Origin of the sequence: Beduini sp. (assembly GCF_047239305.1) — a bacterium.
In the GTDB taxonomy this organism is placed as follows: domain Bacteria; phylum Bacillota_I; class Bacilli_A; order Erysipelotrichales; family Coprobacillaceae; genus Beduini.
Map to the genome: position 1 here is coordinate 386,144 of NZ_JBKTEM010000002.1, position 18,649 is coordinate 404,792.

The following is an 18,649-nucleotide window of genomic DNA, read 5'->3' on the forward strand; positions in this document are numbered from 1 at the left end:
TCAAAAAAAATACAATGAAAACTGCAAGATGTTTGAAATTAATTTTATTAAAGATGTTTTAGCTTTAGAGCTTTGCTATAATGGGGGAAAGAATCAGCGAAGCAAAACATATTGGAATGGGGGAACAGAGATGAAAAAAAGTATTGTGAAGTTGTTTTTTGGAGTTATGATTATTTCTTTATTAACGGCATGTTTAAAAAATAAACCTGTTCCTAGTCCGATTGAAGAAGATAACACAGATTTATTGACGAATGCTATAATGGCTTCTTATTATCTTGATCAGGATTCTCCTGCTTATGATTATTTTCATCATACCAGCATTCAAAGATTTTTAGCGATGTGGGTAAAAAACGAAACAGGCGATATCGATCAGCCGATCTGGCAAGATAATATTTTTACAAAAATTGTCTATGTCGATGCAGATTTAAAGGTAATGTATCCCGATCAGCAGCTATACTGCTGTAATTTTTCTTATCAAAATAATCGTTATGGCTATGTGGTTTTTGCTTATAATGCTTCTGATCCCAGCATTACCAACTGGGAGGTAAAAGAGACAACTCCATATTCCTATGATTTAAATAAGAATATTAACGAGATTCGAGATCATTTAATAAAAACAGACATTGATCCAGACTCTGTTCAAGCCCGTTGTATTTATCTTTATGATAAAGTTCAAAAAAGGGCAGATCAGGCAATTGAATTTACAGATGGCAAAGGAGATCATTATATATGCTGCTATGGTGATCCAGAGTTTAAAGTTGAAAAATGGCAAATAGATAAATGAAATAAGGAGAAACGGATATGGAATTAAGATTAGCGAATGAAGCAGATTTATCTCCGCTAAAAATCATGTACAACAAGATTGTGACACAAATGAACGAAAATAATATACAGATTTGGGATGATGTTTATCCAAGCGCATTTTTAGGTGAAGACATCAAGCAAAAGCAACTTTATGTTTTGATCGATCATGAAACGATTGTCGGGGCTTTCGTATTGAGTGATACACATTTGGGAGCACAGGCGATGCAATGGGAAAATAAGCAGGCTAAAGCGTTTTATATTGATCGATTTGGTGTGAATGCGGATTATTTAAAAAGGGGACTGGGCAGTTTTATGCTGAAAGAAGCGATGACTGTGGCAAAAGACAAGACGGGGGAGTATCTGCGCCTTTTTGTTGTGGATATGAATACTCCGGCGATAAAACTGTATATAAAGAATGGCTTTAAACAGGTAGAAGGTGTTTTAGAAGAAAAAATAGATGATGAACTGACCTTATGGGAATATGGCTTTGAAATAAAATTATAAGAATTAGGGGAATGAGATATGGAAAATAATGTGAAAACAGAGATTGAAATAGACTATCGACAGAAAATCGATAAATTAAGAAAAAAGATAAGAACATCTAAGCAATTCGATTCCGCTATGCAGTTAGCACTTGAAATCCATGCGATGACACATACAAGCATTGTGTCTGGCAGGGATCAGCCCACTCTTTGTGATACGTTGCTGGAGGGATTAAAAGATGAAGATTACAGTGTCATGCCAACAAGTAAAGATGAAACAATTGCTTGGCATTTGTGGCATATTGCAAGAATTGAGGATTTGGTCAGCAATCTGTTGATTGCTGAGCAGCCTCAGGTTTTTAATGACGAGTGGATGACTTCGCTTAACGTAGAGATTAAGGACACCGGCAATGCAATGAGTGACGAAGAAATTATTGTTTTTAGCCAAAAAGTAAACAAACAGGCATTGATACACTACCGTAATGCGGTTGGCTGTCAAACGCGGAATATTCTCAGAAGATTAAAAGCAGAGGATCTTAAAAGAAAGCTGAAACCGGAGTATTTGGACAGACTGGTCAGCGAAGGCGGGCTTTTGGAGGACAAAAAATCGATATGGCTCAAAGACTTTTGGGGAAAATATACTGTATCCGGATTGATCTTGCTTCCGTTAACGCTGCATCATATGCTGCATTTGCCCGACAGTATTCAAATTAAAGCGTTTATAAAAAATAATAAAAGGGTTATGGAGAATAAATGATGATGCAGACAGAAACAGCGATGAATAACTATAAAATGCTGGATTTAATGAAATATGTGGCAGCAATTATGGTCATCTGTATTCATTGCAATGTACTGTTTAATCAACCTTATCTCAATTTTTTCATAAAGCAGATCATGTGTCGGATCGCTGTTCCGTTCTTTTTTATCAGCAGTGCTTATTTTATTAGAAAAGGCAGTGATGGAAAGCCGAGGTATGTTTCAGACTATTTAAAGAGATTAATGAAATCGTATTGGGCATGGAGTTTGGTTTTTATCCCGATTGGCTTAGACTGGATTCATCAGAATTTAAGCATTTCCAGTTATTTACTGCCCTTTGCTTTAATTTATGGACTTATTCATATTGGTACCTATTACCATCTTTGGTATATCCCTGCGCTGATCTTTTCTGTTTTCTTTGTAAATAAACTATTGAAGCACTTTTCTTATAAATACCTTTTTATCCTATCTACAGTGCTGTTTATGTTCGGCAGTCTTGAAACATATTACGGTTTATTGCAAAATGGTACATTTAAAGATTTCTTTGATTTGCTGATACAAATTATATTTACGACCAGAAGCGGACTGTTTTTTGGTATGATGTTTACATTAATGGGATTTTATATTTATGATCGTCAGGAAAAATTAAAGCTATTATTAAGATATGTTCCGGTATTGACACTCATCAGTGCTGTATTGTTAGTGATAGAAGGAACCTTCCTTTATTCGATCGAAAGACTGGATATGAACTTTTTACTGATGCTGGTCCCTTTTAGTTTCTTCTTTTTTATTTGGCTGCTTTCTATTCCCTATGCACCTAAATGTGATACTAAGAAATTTCGCCGATTATCAAAATACTATTATTTTATTCATCCGGTCTGTATTATCCTTGTGGAGGAGATCGGGCATGCCTATCAGATAGATTTCCTATCATCGGGAATGATCAGCCTTTTACTTGTTATTTTGTTAACCCATATATTAAGCTGCATGATACTTGAGATAAAGCGCCCACAAAAAAGAAGCACTTTGCTTTATGCGGCCTTGTTGGGAATGGCGGCAACATTTATAATAGCGACTATCTTCTTTTTATTTAAGCCATTAGATACTGTGATTAAGTTTGAATTTGTTCCCTGTTTATGGTTTTATTGCAGTTTTGTTATGTATGTTTTGTTATGGAGACAAGGGAATAAAAATAAAGATCAGCAGCCATTAGATTTAAATGTTAGAAAAAGAAGAGGAATATCATCGAAATTAAATTAATCTTTACGTAGTATCCATGAATCAAAGAAAGTGAAAAATAGGGTTATCTATGGCATTGAACTATCTATGGTGTTATCATGATCTTACTTGGTGTTTTGTTGTTCCATTTTGGAATGGATAACCATGAATGAACAAAAAAGATGAGAACTACAAAGAAAAGTATACGCCGTTGATTATAGTCGCCTTTTCCTTGATATAGGGGCAATAGGCGATGTGGAGGAATGAAAATGAAAAACTTTTTAGAGGAAGATTTATTTTGGATTAGAAAACCCGAACATGTGAAAGTGGAAGATGGGAAGATTGAGATCATGACACTGCCTAAAACAGATTTATGGCAGCGAACTTATTATGGTTTTCAAAATGACAACGCACCTGTTTTGCAGATGAAAACCAAAGAACAATACTTTTCTTTTGTCGTTAAGACGACCTTTGAAAGCAAGCATCGCTTCGATCAATGTGGCATTGTTTTATATTTAGACAGTGAGAATTGGCTGAAAGCTTCGATTGAATATGAAAATGAAACGTATCAAAGACTGGGGAGTGTAGTTACAAATCATGGCTATTCGGATTGGGCAACAACGGATATCTCTGCTTCTATCAAGGAAATGTGGTATCGTCTCAGCAGAAGAGAAAGTGATTATTGTATCGAATGCAGTGAAGATGGCATTCATTTTAAACAGATGAGAATATGCCATTTATGGGAAGGGAGTAAAGAAATCTCTTTTGGAGTCTATGCCTGCAGTCCCGAAGCTTCTTCTTTTAAAGCTTCTTTTACAGAATTAAAAATAATGGATTGTCAATGGGCTGCCCACGTTTAGGGGGATTGAAAATAAAACAAGGAGGAAAGTGTATGGAGAATGCACAAACAATAAATAAGAAAGAACAAGAAATCGAAGGCTTAAAAGGCTATAAAAGAAATGTGGAGGCGCCTTGGGGGTTACTGTTTTATAAGATTATATGGGATCAGCTGGGAAACTTAAATAATAAAAAGATACTGGATTATGGCAGTGGATTTGGTATTACGGCAAATTATTTAGCCGCCAAGAATGAAGTGACAGCAATCGAACCTAATGAAGATATGTTACAGTTAAGAAGCTCTGAGCATGCTTATACACAACTGATCGGGACACTTGAAAGATTAAAGCAGGAACCGAATGAAAAGTACGATGTGATTATCTGTCATAATGTTTTAGAATACGTAGAAGACCGCCAAACATTATTAGAGGAATTTCATCGAGTGTTAAAAAAGGACGGATTTATATCGATTGTAAAGCATAATAAACTGGGAAAAATCATGCAGAAGGCGGTACTTGAATATAAAGTCGATGAAGCAATGACATTACTGGATAATGAGGATGTAAAATCATCAAATTTCGGAACGATTCATCTCTATGAAAATAATGAGATAGAAGTCTATTCTAAAGGTTTGTTGAAGATTGACGATTATTATGGGGTAAGAATTTTCTTTGCTTTGCAGAATAATGATTTAAAAGTAAAACCGGGTTGGTTGGAGGAGATGTTCGCTTTAGAAAGAAAAGCGGATCAGATTCCACAGTTTAGAGATATTGCTTTTTTTCATCATTTAATGATAAAGAAGTCAGGAAATGATGAAAAAAAGGCGGTAAGTGTATATTAAAAAATAAACAGTCATCATCGACTGTTTTAAAGAAAGGGAATTATGATGGATCTAACATTTAAAACTGACTGCGGACGATTTAACTATCGTGTCGGGGCAATCATAATAAAAAACGGAAAAATATTAGTTGTTAAGAATGAAAAATCAACCTATCATTACAGTGTGGGCGGACGTGTGCAGTTTGGTGAAACAACAAGAGAAGCTGTAAAACGTGAAGTGAAAGAAGAATTAGGAATCGAACTGGAAATTGATCGTCCTATCTTCTTTCATGAACAGTTCTTTGATGAAGTGGATTCTAAAGAACATTTTCATGAAATCTCCCTCTATTACTTGATGAAGCAGCCAAGTGAAGATCAAGAGATGGTATGCACTTCTGTATCGGAGACGGGAAATAAGGAAATCTTATGCTGGCTGCCGATCGATCAGCTGAAAAACTATACGGTTTTTCCAAACTTTTTTGCTAAGGAGTTATTGAATCTGCCGGAACAGGTGAAGCTGATCAGTGATCGTGAATAAAATGTCAGACCAAGAAATATGATTGAAAGCTGTTATGAAGAATTTTGAAGTGAAAACGAATGATGAGAGCAAATGGAGGACTGTTGATCAAAGCAGCCCTTTTAAAACGTAAAAAAATAGAGATTAAATCTCTATTTTCTCGATAATACCAGATACTAAGGCTACCATATTCTTTTCTGCTTTATTAGCAGCTTCCATCACTTCTTCATGTGATAATTGATTTTGAGATAAACCAGCCGCTTTATTGGTAACTAAAGAAATTCCTAAGGTTTTCATACCGCTGTGACGAGCGACAATGGCTTCAGGTACAGTAGACATTCCCACCATGCCGACACCTAACATTCTCAGCATGCGAATTTCTGCCGGAGTTTCAAACATCGGACCTTGGAAGAAGCAGTAGATACCGCTTGTTACCGGAATTGCAAGCTCATCTGCAACCTTTCTAGCCAAAGTCTGATAATTTTTATTGTAGACTTCGGTCATATCCTTGAAACGAGGACCAAATTCATCTAAGTTTGGACCGCGTAATGGACTTGGGGCAAAGAAACTGATGTGATCTTCAATGATTGAGATTGTACCAGCTTCCATGTCGTCTTTCAAACCACCGCAAGCGTTTGTTACAATTAATGTTTCAATGCCTAACTTTCTAAACACTCGAACCGGTAAGGTATTCGTGTAGATATCGTGCCCTTCATAATAATGAAAACGTCCGTTTAGAATAACCACTTTTTTGTTACGGATTGTTCCAATCACTAATTTACCCGCATGAGATGCAATCGTTGGGGTTGGGAAATGTGGTATATCCTTATAATCAAGAGTAATTGGATTTTCTACGATATCTGCTAATGGTCCTAACCCTGAACCTAGGATAATAGCGATTTCCGGCTGCCATGGCAAGTATTGCTGGATATAGCAAGAAGCTTCATTAATTTTATTAATCATCGATTTTTCTCCTTTATTGTTTTTAATATTATATCATGTTCTCTGTCTGTTTTTAAAGTGGCTTAATAAAAAAGCGAAATTTGCCGGTATATCGTAAATAAAATAAGAAAAAGTGAAACAAATATGAGGAAGAAAGAGAAACTTTCATGTATAATAAGAGTAAAGAGCGAGGTGGGAAAATGAACAAAGAACATTTTAAACTAGATAAACTGCAGCTGCATGACAGCCGTGTGTTTAGGGATCCGATTCATAACTATATTCATATCAATCATTTACTGTTTTGGCAGCTGATCAATACCAGAGAAATTCAACGTCTGCGTCGTATTAAGCAATTAGGCGGAACCTTTCAGGTATACCAAAGTGCAGAACATTCACGTTTTACCCACTCTTTAGGGGTTTATGAGATTGTCCGCCGCATGATTGAAGAAACAGAAATCAAACAGTATTTGAGTGATTATGATATGGCAACAGTACTGTGTGCAGGTTTATGTCATGACTTGGGGCATGGTCCTTATTCCCATTCCTTTGAACAAGTGTTTCAAACACATCATGAAACGATTACGGTCGATATCATATTAGGAGATACAGAAGTGAATCAGGTACTGACGCGCTATCATCCTGATTTACCTAAAGATGTGGCGAAAGTCATCGAAAAAAAGCATCCCAACAAAGTGCTGGTACAGATGGTATCCAGTCAGATCGATGCGGATCGCATGGATTATTTACTGCGTGATTCTTATTTTAGCGGTACGACTTATGGGCAATTTGACTTGGCACGCATATTAAGAACATTGCGTTTAGTGGATCACCAGATTGTTTATAAAAATTCGGGAGTACAGGCAATTGAAAACTATATTTTAGCTCGTTATCATATGTACTGGCAGGTATATTATCATCCTACTGCCCGTTCATTTGAGCAGCTTTTATCGCAGGTGTTTAAACGTATCAAGGATCTTTATCAAGATGGCTTTGATTTTGATACGGATATCCGTTATCTGCTGCCGTTTTTAAAGAATCATTGGGACTATCGTGATTATCTTAATTTAGATGAATCTGTCGTACAATATTATTTCAGATGTTTCAGTGACAGCAAAGATCCGATATTATCTGATTTATCCCGCCGTTTCTTAAATCGTCATCTGTTGAAGCATCAGGATTATCATGATCCTAGAGAAGTAGAACAGTTATCTAAGATTGCTTTAGAAAATGGATTTGATCCTAAATATTATATCATTACCGATAATCAGCGTCAGATTCCCTATAAGCATTATGGAACAGATGGAGCAATCGAGGATATTAAAATACTGATGGATGATCAAAAAACATTGAAAGATCTTCCTGAAGTATCGGAGATCGTTGACGCTATTGTCCGCAGCAAGCGCAATAAAACAGATCAAAAAGTATATTATCCCAAAGAAATAAAATAACGCTTCGATTATGAAGCGTTTTTAAGTGGTCTTTTTAATAAGGCGAGCATGATCATTCCAATGATTGATCCGGCTGTTAAAGCGATGATATAGCCAATAGGGTTCCCGATAACACCGATCACGAAGATTCCGCCATGAGGTGCCATCAGTGTACAGCCTAATGCCATCGACAGACCTCCGGCTACGGCTGAACCGATAACACAAGAAGGTAGAATATGCAGTGGATCGGCAGCTGCAAATGGAATGGCACCTTCGGTTATAAATGAGAATCCCATGATAATATTCGTTAAAGTTGTCTGCTGTTCTTTTTTAGTGAAACGGTTTTTGAAGAAGAATGTAGCTAACGCAATAGCTAATGGAGGAACCATTCCGCCAATCATAACAGCCGCCATAATATCGTAATTTCCGGTTGCAATTGATGCGGTTCCAAAAACATATGCCGCTTTATTGATTGGTCCTCCCATGTCGGCAGCCATCATTCCGCCTAAGACGATACCAAGCAGGATTTTACTTGAACCGCCCATGGAATTTAATAAACCGGTAATACCGTTATTAATTGCAGACATGGGCGGATTGATTAAGAAAGTCATTCCCAGTGCCATAAATAAAATTCCAAAGAATGGATAAAGCAGAACGGGTTTTAGCCCTTCAAACGCATCTGGCAGATGATCGAATAAGCGTCGCAGACCGTTTACTAAATATCCGGCAGCAAATCCGGCAGCTAAAGCCCCCAAGAAACCGGAACCACCGGCATTAGCTAAAGCTCCGCCTACAAAACCAACAGCTAATCCGGGACGATCGGCTATCGACATGGCAATGTAACCGGATAGGATTGGCAGCATGAAACCAAAGGCAGTATCACCGGCTTTTTTAAAGAAAGCAGCCAGTGGTGTATTAGTTCCAAAATTTGCTGGATTAATAGAAAAGTCATCGAATAAGAAAGCTAAGGCAATGAGGATTCCCCCACCAATAACAAATGGCAGCATATGAGATACCCCATTCATTAAGTGTTTATAAATAGTACGCCCTATTCCTTCGGAAGAAGTTTCTTCATCGGATTGCACAGCATGGTCACTATGATAGATTGGAGCATTGCCGCTGATTGCTTTATTAATCAATTCTTCTGCTTTATTGATGCCATCAGCTACTTTAACTTGAATAACGGGTTTGCCATTAAATCGAGCCATCTCAACATTTTTATCAGCTGCAATAATAACGGCTTCACATTCAGCAATTTCCTTGGCAGTAGGTGCGTTTTTAACCCCACCGCTTCCATCAGTTTCAACTTTAATGGAAATTCCCATCTGCTTTGCTTTTTCTTCCAAGGCTTCGGCAGCCATATAAGTATGAGCAATTCCGGTTGGACAAGCAGTGACTGCTAATAAGCGATAAGTACCGCTAAAAGCATTCTGTTCCTCTTTTTTTGTTTCTTCCTTTTGTCTTTGACTGACTTCTTTTTCATTGATTAGATTTAAGAATTCTTCTTTATCTTTAGCGTTGATTAGCTTATCTTTAAATTCAGTATCCATCAGCATTTGAGAAAGCATCGCTAAAATCTGAAGATGCTCATTCCCACCGGTTTTAGGAACTGCAATCATAAAGAAGAGATACGCCGGCTGCTGATCTAATGACTGGTAATCCACTCCGTTTTTAACGACCATTGCCGCTAATCCGGGAGCTGTAACAGTTTCACTTTGAGCATGCGGAATAGCAATTCCTTCACCGATTCCGGTTGTACTTAATTCTTCACGGGCATAAATGCCTTGCTTGTAGATTTCTTTATCTTTTAAATTTCCTTGATTATTCATTAAATCGACCAAGTGATTGATTGCCTGATCTTTATTATCAGCTTGTGCATGAACATCAACGGATTCACTTTTTAGTAAATCTAAGATTCTCATTATTGTATTACCTCCGTTTTTAGTTGTTGATAGATATTATCGATGGTTTCTTTGTGGGCTAAGTCTTTACTGAAAGCTGTTGCTCCGCCGCAGGCACTGCCAAGACGCAGGGCCTCACTGTAATCATGATGCTTTAAATATCCAGCTAAGAAACCGGCAACCATCGAATCACCGCTGCCTACTGAATTGATGAGCGTTCCTTTTGCACCCGGGCAGTAATAGACCTTCTGATCACTGGCAATAAGTAGTGCTCCATCTTTGCCTTGAGAGACTAAAACATTCATCGCTCCTTGTTCCTGCAGCTTTTTTGCGTAGGAGATTAATTCTTTTTGATTGTTGATTTCTGTTTGAAAAATTTCTTCCAATTCACGATGATTCGGTTTAATCAGGAAAGGTTTATAAGGCAGAACATTCAACAGCAGCTGTTTGGTCGCATCTACTAAAATCTGTATTTCTTTGTCTTTTAAACGATCCATGATTTTTTCATAAATATCATCCGGCAATGAAGAAGGAATGCTTCCAGCTAAGATTAAGGTATCTCCTTTTTTTAAGGTATCGATCTTGCTTATAAGTTCGTCCAGCTTTTTTTGCGAAATGAACGGACCATTGCCATTTATTTCCGTTTCTTTGTCACCTTTCATTTTAATATTGATACGTGTCATACCATCTTCTAGTTCGCATAAGTCACAGATGAAACCACGCTGAGCTAATTCTTTTTTGATTTGCTGACCGGTAAAGCCGGCAATGAAACCTAAAGCCGTATTTTGATAACCTAAACGTTGCAGGATTGTTGAAACATTGAATCCTTTTCCTCCGGGATACATGTCTTCTTTGACAGAACGGTTGGTTTCTCCTTCTTTGAAATCGGGAACCTGCATGATATAATCTAGCGATGGATTAAATGTTATGGTATATATCATTTTGAAACCTCCTTAATAAGGGTAAGATTTTTTAACTTTGTATGATCACAGTAATCGGTGATAATAATGGCATCTTCAATATTGGCGAAATGAACGGGACTGATTTTATTAAATTTGCTGTGATCGCAAAGGATATACTTTTTTTCACAGCGGTAAAATGCAGCTTCTTTCATGGCAGCTTCTTCACTGTCAGGAGTGGTAAAGCCATATTCACTGTCTGCACCGTTAGTACCAAAAAAACCTTTCGTGAAATGGTAGCGAGATACTTCTTTGATAGCTTGGCTTCCTACACATCCGCCGGTGATCCCACGTATTTCTCCGCCAATACAAATAACTTTAAAGCCATGAATAGCTAAGATATGAGCATGCAGAAGTCCGTTTGTTATATAGGTTGCGTTTTTTTCCTGCAGATAATCCAATAATTTTAAAGTTGTTGAACCGGAATCGATATAAACAATATCGTTTTTTTCTATGTACTGACAGGCATGATAAGCAATTTCCTGTTTTTCATGTTCATGCTGCAGCTGTCTTTCGCTCAATGGGTTTTCTACTAAAACATTTCTTTTGTCGAGAATGACAGCACCGCCATGCACTCTTTTTAATAAGCCTTGCTGGTCTAATTCTAATAGATCACGCCGGATCGTTGATTCAGAAGCGCCGATCTGTTCTACTAAATCGACCACACTGACACTTTTGTTTTTCTGTAATTCTTTTAAGATATAATCATGTCTTTTATCTGTCATCATTTATAATCACCACTTTCATTCTTATTTTATGACTGTTCAATCAAATAGTCAATCAAAAACAGTCAAATAATAATGAAATATTTATCGAACAGTCATATTGGTGATTTGTTTTGACTGAAATAAAAGGCTATCTGCTTATAATAGCCTTTATTCACCAAGAGTTTGTTCATCGTTTGGTGCTGCATTTACAATTTTGGTGGAAGATTCACGTTTAAACCAATAGAGACTGCCGTTAGGAGTAGATTTTCCGGTGATTGGGTCAATGATTCGTTCTTCGATATCGCCGTTTGGCTTATACCAGGAATCCGTTACATAGAGATTTGTGAGATCATACCACATATCCTTTGCGACCACACGGTCATCATAATTATCTAAATTTGTATTATCATCAAAGCCAACCCAGGTGGCACAGACGACTTTTTGATTATAACCAACGACTAAACTGTCATAATCACTGGTTCCGCTCTTTCCGGCAAACACCTGTGCACGTTTGTAGTTTAATAAAGTAGGATTGCTGTAAAGGATGCATTTATCATCGAAAGGAGCTGTTAATAATTGGCTTAATACAAGACAAGTTGTTTTATCCAGTAACTGAGTAGGGGTGCTGGAATGCTGATACAGCACATTTCCTTCCTGATCTTCGATTCGTTCAATACTGTAGGGTTTATCATAGAGTCCTTCGGAAGCAAAAGCGGCATAAATTTGCGCAATATCATACACTGATCCCGTAAACGTTCCCAGTGCTAAAGAGGCATCAGGGGAAATATGGGTATAGCCAAATTGCTTCAACTGATTGGTTAAGACATCTTCCCCTAAGAAAAGATGGGTTTTCATCGCATAAATATTATCTGACAAGCCAACCGCACAGGCGAGTGTAATCTTATCAAAGGCATAGAGATTGCCAAAATTTGTCGGAGCATATTCTTTTCCGCTTGCTAATTTAAATTTGGTCGGTTCACTGATGAAACTTGTAGTAGGATCAAATCCTTGTTTTAAGGCAATATAATAGAGAAGTGGTTTAATAGTAGAAGCTACCTGACGAGAAGCATCGGTTGCACGGTTAAACTGTGAATCCTGATAGTCTTTCCCACCGGTTAATGCGAGAATTTTAAAGGTGTAAGGTTCAATCGCAATCGCAGAACATTGAAGCTGTTCATTGGTCATTCGATTGTTGACACTGTTGCTCATTTCATTTTGAGCGGCAGCATCCATCGTTGTATAGACTTTTAAGCCTTTATTGATATAGTCCATTTCATAAAAACCAAGCTCCTTTAATTCATTAATGACAGTATCTTTATAATAGTAAAGGGTAGTATCCATAAAAGGATTATTATCTGTATTTAAAGGTGTCTCCTGTTGAATGCTTTGATCATAAGTTTCCTGATCAATTTTTCCTTGTTTTAATAAAGCAGCTAAAACAACCCCTTGTCTTTCTTTCGCATCTTCGGGAGAAATCAGGGGAGAATAAATATTAGGTCCGTTGATTACCCCGGCAAGCATCGAACTTTCTAAAAGATTAAGTTCACTGGCAGATTTGTTGAAATAGAACTTTGCAGCATTTTCAATGCCATAAACACCATGTCCAAAATAGATCGTATTGACATACCCTTCTAAGATTTGATCTTTAGAATAATGCGTTTCGATCTGCATCGCATAGATGGCTTCTTCGATTTTTCTTTTATATGTGACTTCATTCGTCAAAAAAAGATTACGAGCATATTGCTGAGTAATGGTACTTGCCCCTTGTGTTGTATCGGATGTCACGTTATTTGTGATGGCACGAATTATACCTGTCAGATCAAAACCATGATGCTGATAAAAATTACGATCTTCGATCGCAATGATACTATCAATAAATAATGGGGAAATTTCTTCTAAACTGACGTAACTGCCGCTGTTCTCATGGTTGGCTTGATAAAAGATTTCTCCTTTATTGTCATACATTTCCAAATATGAACTCTTTCCTATGGATGGTTTGCTTGATAAAAAAGCAATGATATATGCACTAATTAATAAAGCGACAAGCGTAAGAACAATACAAATCATGATTTTCGTAAACTTTTTCATTTTATCACCTGTTTTTATTTTGGATAATTTCGTGTATAATATTCACTGGTGATAAAAATGTATAAGTTTGTTAGGATAAAATATAAAAGCATTATGGTCAATGGTGACGATAAGAACAGTGTTGAGATCAGTGCGAATGGAACAATTCATGAACGAAACGGTCATACGAACATTTATTTTGAATCAAAAGAAAAAACAGTATTTGAGATTGATATTGAAAATGAATGCCTTGATTTGAAGCAAGGAGAAAGCAAACTTCATTTAGAAATGAAAAAAATGATTGAAAACAGTTATCAGACACCTTATGGTATGTTGGGGTTAATTACACATTTAGATGTTTTAGAGTTAAATGAAGATCGCTTAAAAATAAAATATCGTTTATTTCATGAAGAGGAATGCATTTCAAATATCTATATGCAGATCCACTGGCTGCCTGCTAGTTGATCTTTTTTATTGATAAATAGAAGAAAATTTATTTTTTCTTTGACTATGACATCATTTTGTTTTATTATAGTGTATATTTGTGTGTATTTTGATAGGAGGTCAGATAATGGCTATTAATAAAATAGAAACAGCCCTTAAACAGTTATTGGCGGACAGCGTCATTAAAAGTGGTTTATTAGATACAATCGAAGCAGATAATATCGTTATTGAAATTCCTAGAGACACGACTCATGGGGATTATTCTTCAAATATTGCGATGCAGCTTACGAAACAATTGAAAAGAAATCCTCGTGAAATTGCGCAGGCCATCGTTGATGGTTTGAAAACGGATAATGATCTAATCACGAAAGTAGAGATTGCCGGTCCGGGATTCATTAATTTATTTGTACATAAAGCATCAATGACATCAATTATCGGTGAAGTTATCAGTGAAGGAGACCAGTATGGTCGTACGGATTTTGGGAAAGGAATTAAATATGATGTTGAATTTGTTTCGGCTAATCCAACCGGGGATCTTCATTTAGGTCATGCCAAGGGGGCAGCGGTAGGTGACAGTATTTGCCGTATCTTAGATGCTGCCGGTTATGAGGTAACAAGAGAATATTACATTAATGATGCAGGGAATCAGATCAACAATCTGGCAGCTTCATTATTTGCTCGTTACTTACAGGCTTTTGGCAAAGAAGTAGAATTGCCATCAGATGGGTATCATGGTAAGGATATTATTGATATCGCTGAAAAAATGAAAGAGGAATTTGGCGATCGTTTTGTGAATAGTGAATATGAAGAGGTACGTCAGCAGTTCAGAGATATCGGAGTAAAATATGAATTGCAGAAAATCAAGGATATTTTACAAGAATTCAGAGTATCTTATGATGTATGGTATCCGGAAACACGTCTATATGAAGAAGAACGTATTCAGCCAGCCTTGGATAAATTAAATGAAAAGGGCTATACCTATAAAGAAGAAGGTGCTTTATGGTTAAAATCAACAGCCTTTGGTGATGATAAAGATCGTGTATTAATCAAAAGTGATGGAAGCTATACTTATCTGACACCGGATATTGCGTATCATTTAGATAAGTTTAATCGTGGATATGATTATTTAGTCGATTTATTGGGTGCAGATCATCATGGCTATATCGCTCGTATGAAGGCGGCGGTTCAAGCGTTAGGATATAACGCCGATCAGTTGGAAATTGACATTATTCAAATGGTTAGAATGATTCAGGACGGTCAGGAAGTGAAAATGTCAAAACGTACAGGAAACGCAGTTACGATCCGTGATCTGGTAGAAGAAATCGGAGTGGATGCAACACGTTATTTCTTTGTGTGCAAAGCAGCCAGCAGCCGTTTTGATTTTGATCTGGATCTTGCAAAGAGCCAGTCAAATGACAATCCTGTCTTTTATGCACAGTATGCTCATGCTAGAATGTGCTCTATTATGACACAGGCTGAGAAACTTCATATTGACAAGTCGTCTCAATATGATTTAATAGTAGAAGAAAAAGAAATTGAACTAGTGAAACATATCAATGAGTTTAGAAATGAAATCATCGATAGTGCAAAGAATCGCACCCCCCATAAAATCGCGAACTATATTCAGAAACTGGCACAGCTTTTCCATAGCTTCTATGGTGAATGCAAAGTATTGGACAGCGAAAATAAAGCGTTAAGCGCTCAGCGTTTAGCGTTAGTGGAAGCGACGAAAATCACTTTAAAAAATGCTTTGAATTTAATTGGTGTTGAAGCACCTGACAAAATGTAAGGAGATAAGGTTATGCAAGAAATGAGTCAAAATTCGATGTTAGACATTGCTTATGATTTAATGTCTAAAAAGAAGAAACCGGTAGATTTTTATAAACTTTACGAAGAAGTAAGTGAAATCAAAGGATTTAACAGTGAGGATGCTAGTGAACATCAATCATTATTTTATACTAATATCACATTAGATGGTCGTTTCATCACCGTAGGAGAAAACCAGTGGGATTTAAGAAGCCGACATAAATTTGAAAATGTGCATATCGATATGAATGACATCTACAATGATGATGAAACAGAAGAAGCAGACGCTATTGAAGAAATAGAAGAAGACAGCGAAGAGGAAGAGGTTGCTTCTGAAGAAGACGAATATTAATAATCAGACAGAGAATAGAAGGTTCTCTGTTTTTTTTCTATTAAAAAAGCGCTTCAAGGAAGCACTATTTGGATTGAGTAGCCAGTTCACTCAGGAATAATTCGATAAATACAAAGAAGATTGCTTGATCATCAAGGAATGAATCGTAAGAAGATCGGGAGATATACGGCAGATAAATCATTTCTTTAGCGTAAGTTGAAAGCGGGCAGTGCGGATTCATTGTAAAGATGATGACATCACAGCCTTTTTCTTTACAATTAGCAGTTAACTGTTCATAAACATGGGATAATCCGGTAATCGTGAAAATAATACATAGGTCCCCTTTCGTTAAAATTCCTTCCTGATTGATCATCAGCACACTGTCTACAATCGCTTCGCAGTCAAATCCCAACTGAGCGACACGATAGCGAAATTGCTGAGCAGATAGACCGGTACGATTATTTCCCATCACTTTTACTCGTTTTGCTTTTTTAAATAATTGGACAATCTTCTTTAATTGATTGGGTTCAACATGTTGTCTTAATGCTAAGATATGTTTGGAATATTCGTTGGCAATCTTGGCGATCGGATCTGGTTTATCCGTCTCATAATCTTTTTCCATAGAAATAATATAGCGTGACAACTCAAATTTGAATTCAGAAAACCCTTGATATCCCATTTTTTTGCATAAGCGCATGATAGCTGATTTGGAGGTGTCCGTTCGCTCCGCTAAACTATCGATTGTATTGCGAATGATCGTATTGGGATTTTTCATAATATAGTCATAAACGAGACGTTCAGATTTAGTGAACGAGTCTTTATATATGTTTAATTTATCTATTGGATTCATGTTTATCCCTCCGTCCCCATTATAGCATGATTAATGTTAAAATCTATTGTTTTGGAACTTTTTCCATTTAACGATAAATTTACCAATTATATTTGAAATAAGTTTCAATACGTGCTATAAAAGAGATAGGGAAAACAAATTATTCACTCTTTCTATAGTATGCCAAGCATTGTGGCAAAAGGGTGTATAGAGAAAACAAATCCCAAAAGGTATAGTTAAATTAGATAGGGAGGAATGAAAAATCATGGCAAAAAAACCAAATATTTTATTTTTTGTGGCAGATCAGATGCGTGCGGATGCATTGCACCATTTAGGAAATGAAGCATCAATAACACCGAATATTGATAATATTTTGAATGAAGGGGTATCCTTTGAAAATGCTTACTGCCAAAATCCAGTTTGTGTGCCGTCTCGCTGCAGTTTTTTAACGGGGCTGTATCCACATACAACCGGACATCGTACAATGCATTTCTTACAAAGAGAAAATGAACCCAATGTTTTAAAAGAAATGAAAAACAACGGCTATGAAGTAATCTGGATCGGACGCAATGACGTTGTTCCCGGAGACAAGCTGAAAACAGCCTATTGTGATGAATATTATGATGGTATCCATTTTACGAATATGCGTGATGTCACCAATGATAAGCCTTTTGGCGGACATGGGGATAATCAGCCGAAAATTACAGAAGAAATGATGAATGACGGCAGTCTGTATTCTTTCTATATCGGTAAATTAGAAAATAGCAGCGGATATGGAAGTATGGATTGGAATTGTGTAAAGAGTGCGATTGATTATATTGAAAGAAAAAGCAAGGAAAATGATTCTAAACCGTTCTTTGTATACTGTACGATTTCTTTCCCACATCCACCATACGCTTGTGAAGATCCTTGGTACAGTATGATCGATCGCAGTAAAGTACCACCACGAAGACCTAATATACAAACACTGAAAGATAAAGCCAGCATGCTTTATGGCATCAATGCGAAACAACATTTAGATAATTGGAGTGAAGATCGCTTCACCGAATTAAGGGCGACGTATTTAGCGATGGTTTCACGCTTCGACCATCAGTTTGGAATGATTGTCGATAAATTGAAAGAAACGAATCAATACGATGATACCAGCATCTTTGTTTACAGTGATCATGGAGATTATACAGGGGATTATTCGATCTGTGAAAAAGTGCAGAACTGTTTTGAAAATCCAGTATCGAATATCCCGTTAGTCATCAAACCAGCCAAACAGTTTGAAGTGAAGCCGAGAGTTTCAAAAGCGTTAGTCGAGTTAGTGGATTTACCTGCAACAATCGCAAAAATGGGAGGATTTGAATTAAGCTATACCCAGTTTGGCAAGCCGTTATTAGAGACATTGGCAGGGAATGAAACGCATAAAGATGCAGTTTTCTGTGAAGGCGGACGAATTCACGGAGAAGAACAATGTATGGAAAAAGGACATGGACCAGAATCGCCATACTATCCACGTTTAGCGACACAAGGGTCAGAAGGACCGGAACATACGAAAGCAACGATGATGCGAATGGGGAATATCAAATATACGATGCGCTTATATGAAAAAGATGAGCTGTATGATTTAGATAAAGATCCGATGGAATTAAAGAACCTGATTGAAGAACCGGAATATCAGGAGACGGTATGGAAAATGAAAGAGAGACTATTGCAGTATTTCATGGAAACCGGAGATTTTGTCCCAATGGGAAGAGATAAACGATAAGCGAACTCAAGTTCGCTTTTCTCGTTTTCAAATATTGTTGAAACGTTTCA

General features: G+C 36.9%; 18 protein-coding genes. 12 read left to right on the forward strand and 6 right to left on the reverse strand.

Annotated elements, in window-relative coordinates; genetic code table 11:
• The first annotated feature begins 28 nt into the window (after positions 1–28).
• The 7 genes from ACLRVU_RS05575 to ACLRVU_RS05605 all read left to right on the forward strand — a co-directional run bounded on the left by ACLRVU_RS05575 (position 29) and on the right by ACLRVU_RS05605 (position 5,454).
• Positions 29–784 (forward strand): hypothetical protein, encoded by a 756-nt coding sequence (locus ACLRVU_RS05575; RefSeq protein ID WP_412891057.1) that lies wholly within the window; start codon positions 29–31, stop codon positions 782–784.
• Between the two features lie 17 nt (positions 785–801).
• Positions 802–1,308: a GNAT family N-acetyltransferase gene (locus ACLRVU_RS05580; RefSeq protein WP_412891058.1), complete on the forward strand. Its 507-nt coding sequence runs from the start codon at positions 802–804 to the stop codon at positions 1,306–1,308.
• Positions 1,309–1,326: 18 nt separating this feature from the next.
• Positions 1,327–2,043 (forward strand): DinB family protein, encoded by a 717-nt coding sequence (locus ACLRVU_RS05585; protein ID WP_412891059.1) that lies wholly within the window; start codon positions 1,327–1,329, stop codon positions 2,041–2,043.
• Positions 2,043–3,302 (forward strand): acyltransferase, encoded by a 1,260-nt coding sequence (locus ACLRVU_RS05590; RefSeq protein ID WP_412891060.1) that lies wholly within the window; start codon positions 2,043–2,045, stop codon positions 3,300–3,302. Before ACLRVU_RS05585 ends, ACLRVU_RS05590 begins: the two co-directional genes overlap by 1 nt.
• A 227-nt stretch (positions 3,303–3,529) precedes the next feature.
• Positions 3,530–4,120 (forward strand): DUF1349 domain-containing protein, encoded by a 591-nt coding sequence (locus ACLRVU_RS05595; RefSeq protein WP_412891061.1) that lies wholly within the window; start codon positions 3,530–3,532, stop codon positions 4,118–4,120.
• Between the two features lie 32 nt (positions 4,121–4,152).
• Complete coding sequence (locus ACLRVU_RS05600; protein ID WP_412891062.1) at positions 4,153–4,938, forward strand: class I SAM-dependent methyltransferase; 786 nt, start codon at positions 4,153–4,155, stop codon at positions 4,936–4,938.
• Positions 4,939–4,980: 42 nt separating this feature from the next.
• A complete protein-coding gene (locus ACLRVU_RS05605; RefSeq protein WP_412891063.1) occupies positions 4,981–5,454 on the forward strand; it encodes an NUDIX hydrolase in 474 nt (157 codons plus the stop codon).
• Positions 5,455–5,577: 123 nt separating this feature from the next.
• On the opposite strand, the gene ACLRVU_RS05610 is transcribed toward ACLRVU_RS05605, so the two are convergent.
• Complete coding sequence (locus ACLRVU_RS05610; RefSeq protein ID WP_412891064.1) at positions 5,578–6,396, reverse strand: purine-nucleoside phosphorylase; 819 nt, start codon at positions 6,394–6,396, stop codon at positions 5,578–5,580.
• A gap of 179 nt (positions 6,397–6,575) precedes the next feature.
• Here ACLRVU_RS05610 and ACLRVU_RS05615 point away from each other — a divergent pair, with 179 nt between their 5' ends.
• Positions 6,576–7,823 (forward strand): HD domain-containing protein, encoded by a 1,248-nt coding sequence (locus ACLRVU_RS05615; RefSeq protein WP_412891065.1) that lies wholly within the window; start codon positions 6,576–6,578, stop codon positions 7,821–7,823.
• Positions 7,824–7,831: 8 nt separating this feature from the next.
• On the opposite strand, the gene ACLRVU_RS05620 is transcribed toward ACLRVU_RS05615, so the two are convergent.
• From ACLRVU_RS05620 to ACLRVU_RS05635, 4 genes are all read right to left on the reverse strand, one after another.
• Positions 7,832–9,724 carry a fructose-specific PTS transporter subunit EIIC gene (locus ACLRVU_RS05620; protein WP_412891066.1) on the reverse strand — a complete coding sequence of 631 codons (1,893 nt, stop codon included), beginning with the start codon at positions 9,722–9,724 and terminating at the stop codon, positions 7,832–7,834.
• Positions 9,724–10,644 carry a 1-phosphofructokinase gene (gene pfkB, locus ACLRVU_RS05625; protein ID WP_412891067.1) on the reverse strand — a complete coding sequence of 307 codons (921 nt, stop codon included), beginning with the start codon at positions 10,642–10,644 and terminating at the stop codon, positions 9,724–9,726. The genes ACLRVU_RS05620 and pfkB overlap by 1 nt, the downstream gene beginning before the upstream one ends.
• Entirely contained in the window at positions 10,641–11,390 is a 750-nt protein-coding gene (locus ACLRVU_RS05630; protein WP_412891068.1) for a DeoR/GlpR family DNA-binding transcription regulator, read from the reverse strand. The genes pfkB and ACLRVU_RS05630 overlap by 4 nt, the downstream gene beginning before the upstream one ends.
• 147 nt (positions 11,391–11,537) lie before the next feature.
• Complete coding sequence (locus ACLRVU_RS05635; RefSeq protein WP_412891069.1) at positions 11,538–13,457, reverse strand: transglycosylase domain-containing protein; 1,920 nt, start codon at positions 13,455–13,457, stop codon at positions 11,538–11,540.
• Between the two features lie 57 nt (positions 13,458–13,514).
• Here ACLRVU_RS05635 and ACLRVU_RS05640 point away from each other — a divergent pair, with 57 nt between their 5' ends.
• From ACLRVU_RS05640 to rpoE, 3 genes are all read left to right on the forward strand, one after another.
• On the forward strand, positions 13,515–13,901 hold the full coding sequence (locus ACLRVU_RS05640; RefSeq protein WP_412891070.1) for a DUF1934 domain-containing protein: 387 nt from the start codon (positions 13,515–13,517) through the stop codon (positions 13,899–13,901).
• A 106-nt stretch (positions 13,902–14,007) separates the two neighbouring features.
• Entirely contained in the window at positions 14,008–15,669 is a 1,662-nt protein-coding gene (gene argS / locus ACLRVU_RS05645) for an arginine--tRNA ligase (protein ID WP_412891071.1), read from the forward strand.
• 12 nt (positions 15,670–15,681) lie between these two features.
• On the forward strand, positions 15,682–16,038 hold the full coding sequence (gene rpoE, locus ACLRVU_RS05650; RefSeq protein WP_412891072.1) for a DNA-directed RNA polymerase subunit delta: 357 nt from the start codon (positions 15,682–15,684) through the stop codon (positions 16,036–16,038).
• A 64-nt stretch (positions 16,039–16,102) separates the two neighbouring features.
• Here the strand turns inward: rpoE and ACLRVU_RS05655 are convergent, their stop codons facing one another.
• A complete protein-coding gene (locus ACLRVU_RS05655; protein WP_412891073.1) occupies positions 16,103–16,867 on the reverse strand; it encodes a MurR/RpiR family transcriptional regulator in 765 nt (254 codons plus the stop codon).
• A gap of 244 nt (positions 16,868–17,111) precedes the next feature.
• Here ACLRVU_RS05655 and ACLRVU_RS05660 point away from each other — a divergent pair, with 244 nt between their 5' ends.
• Complete coding sequence (locus ACLRVU_RS05660) at positions 17,112–18,599, forward strand: sulfatase-like hydrolase/transferase (protein ID WP_412891074.1); 1,488 nt, start codon at positions 17,112–17,114, stop codon at positions 18,597–18,599.
• Positions 18,600–18,649: the final 50 nt, after the last annotated feature.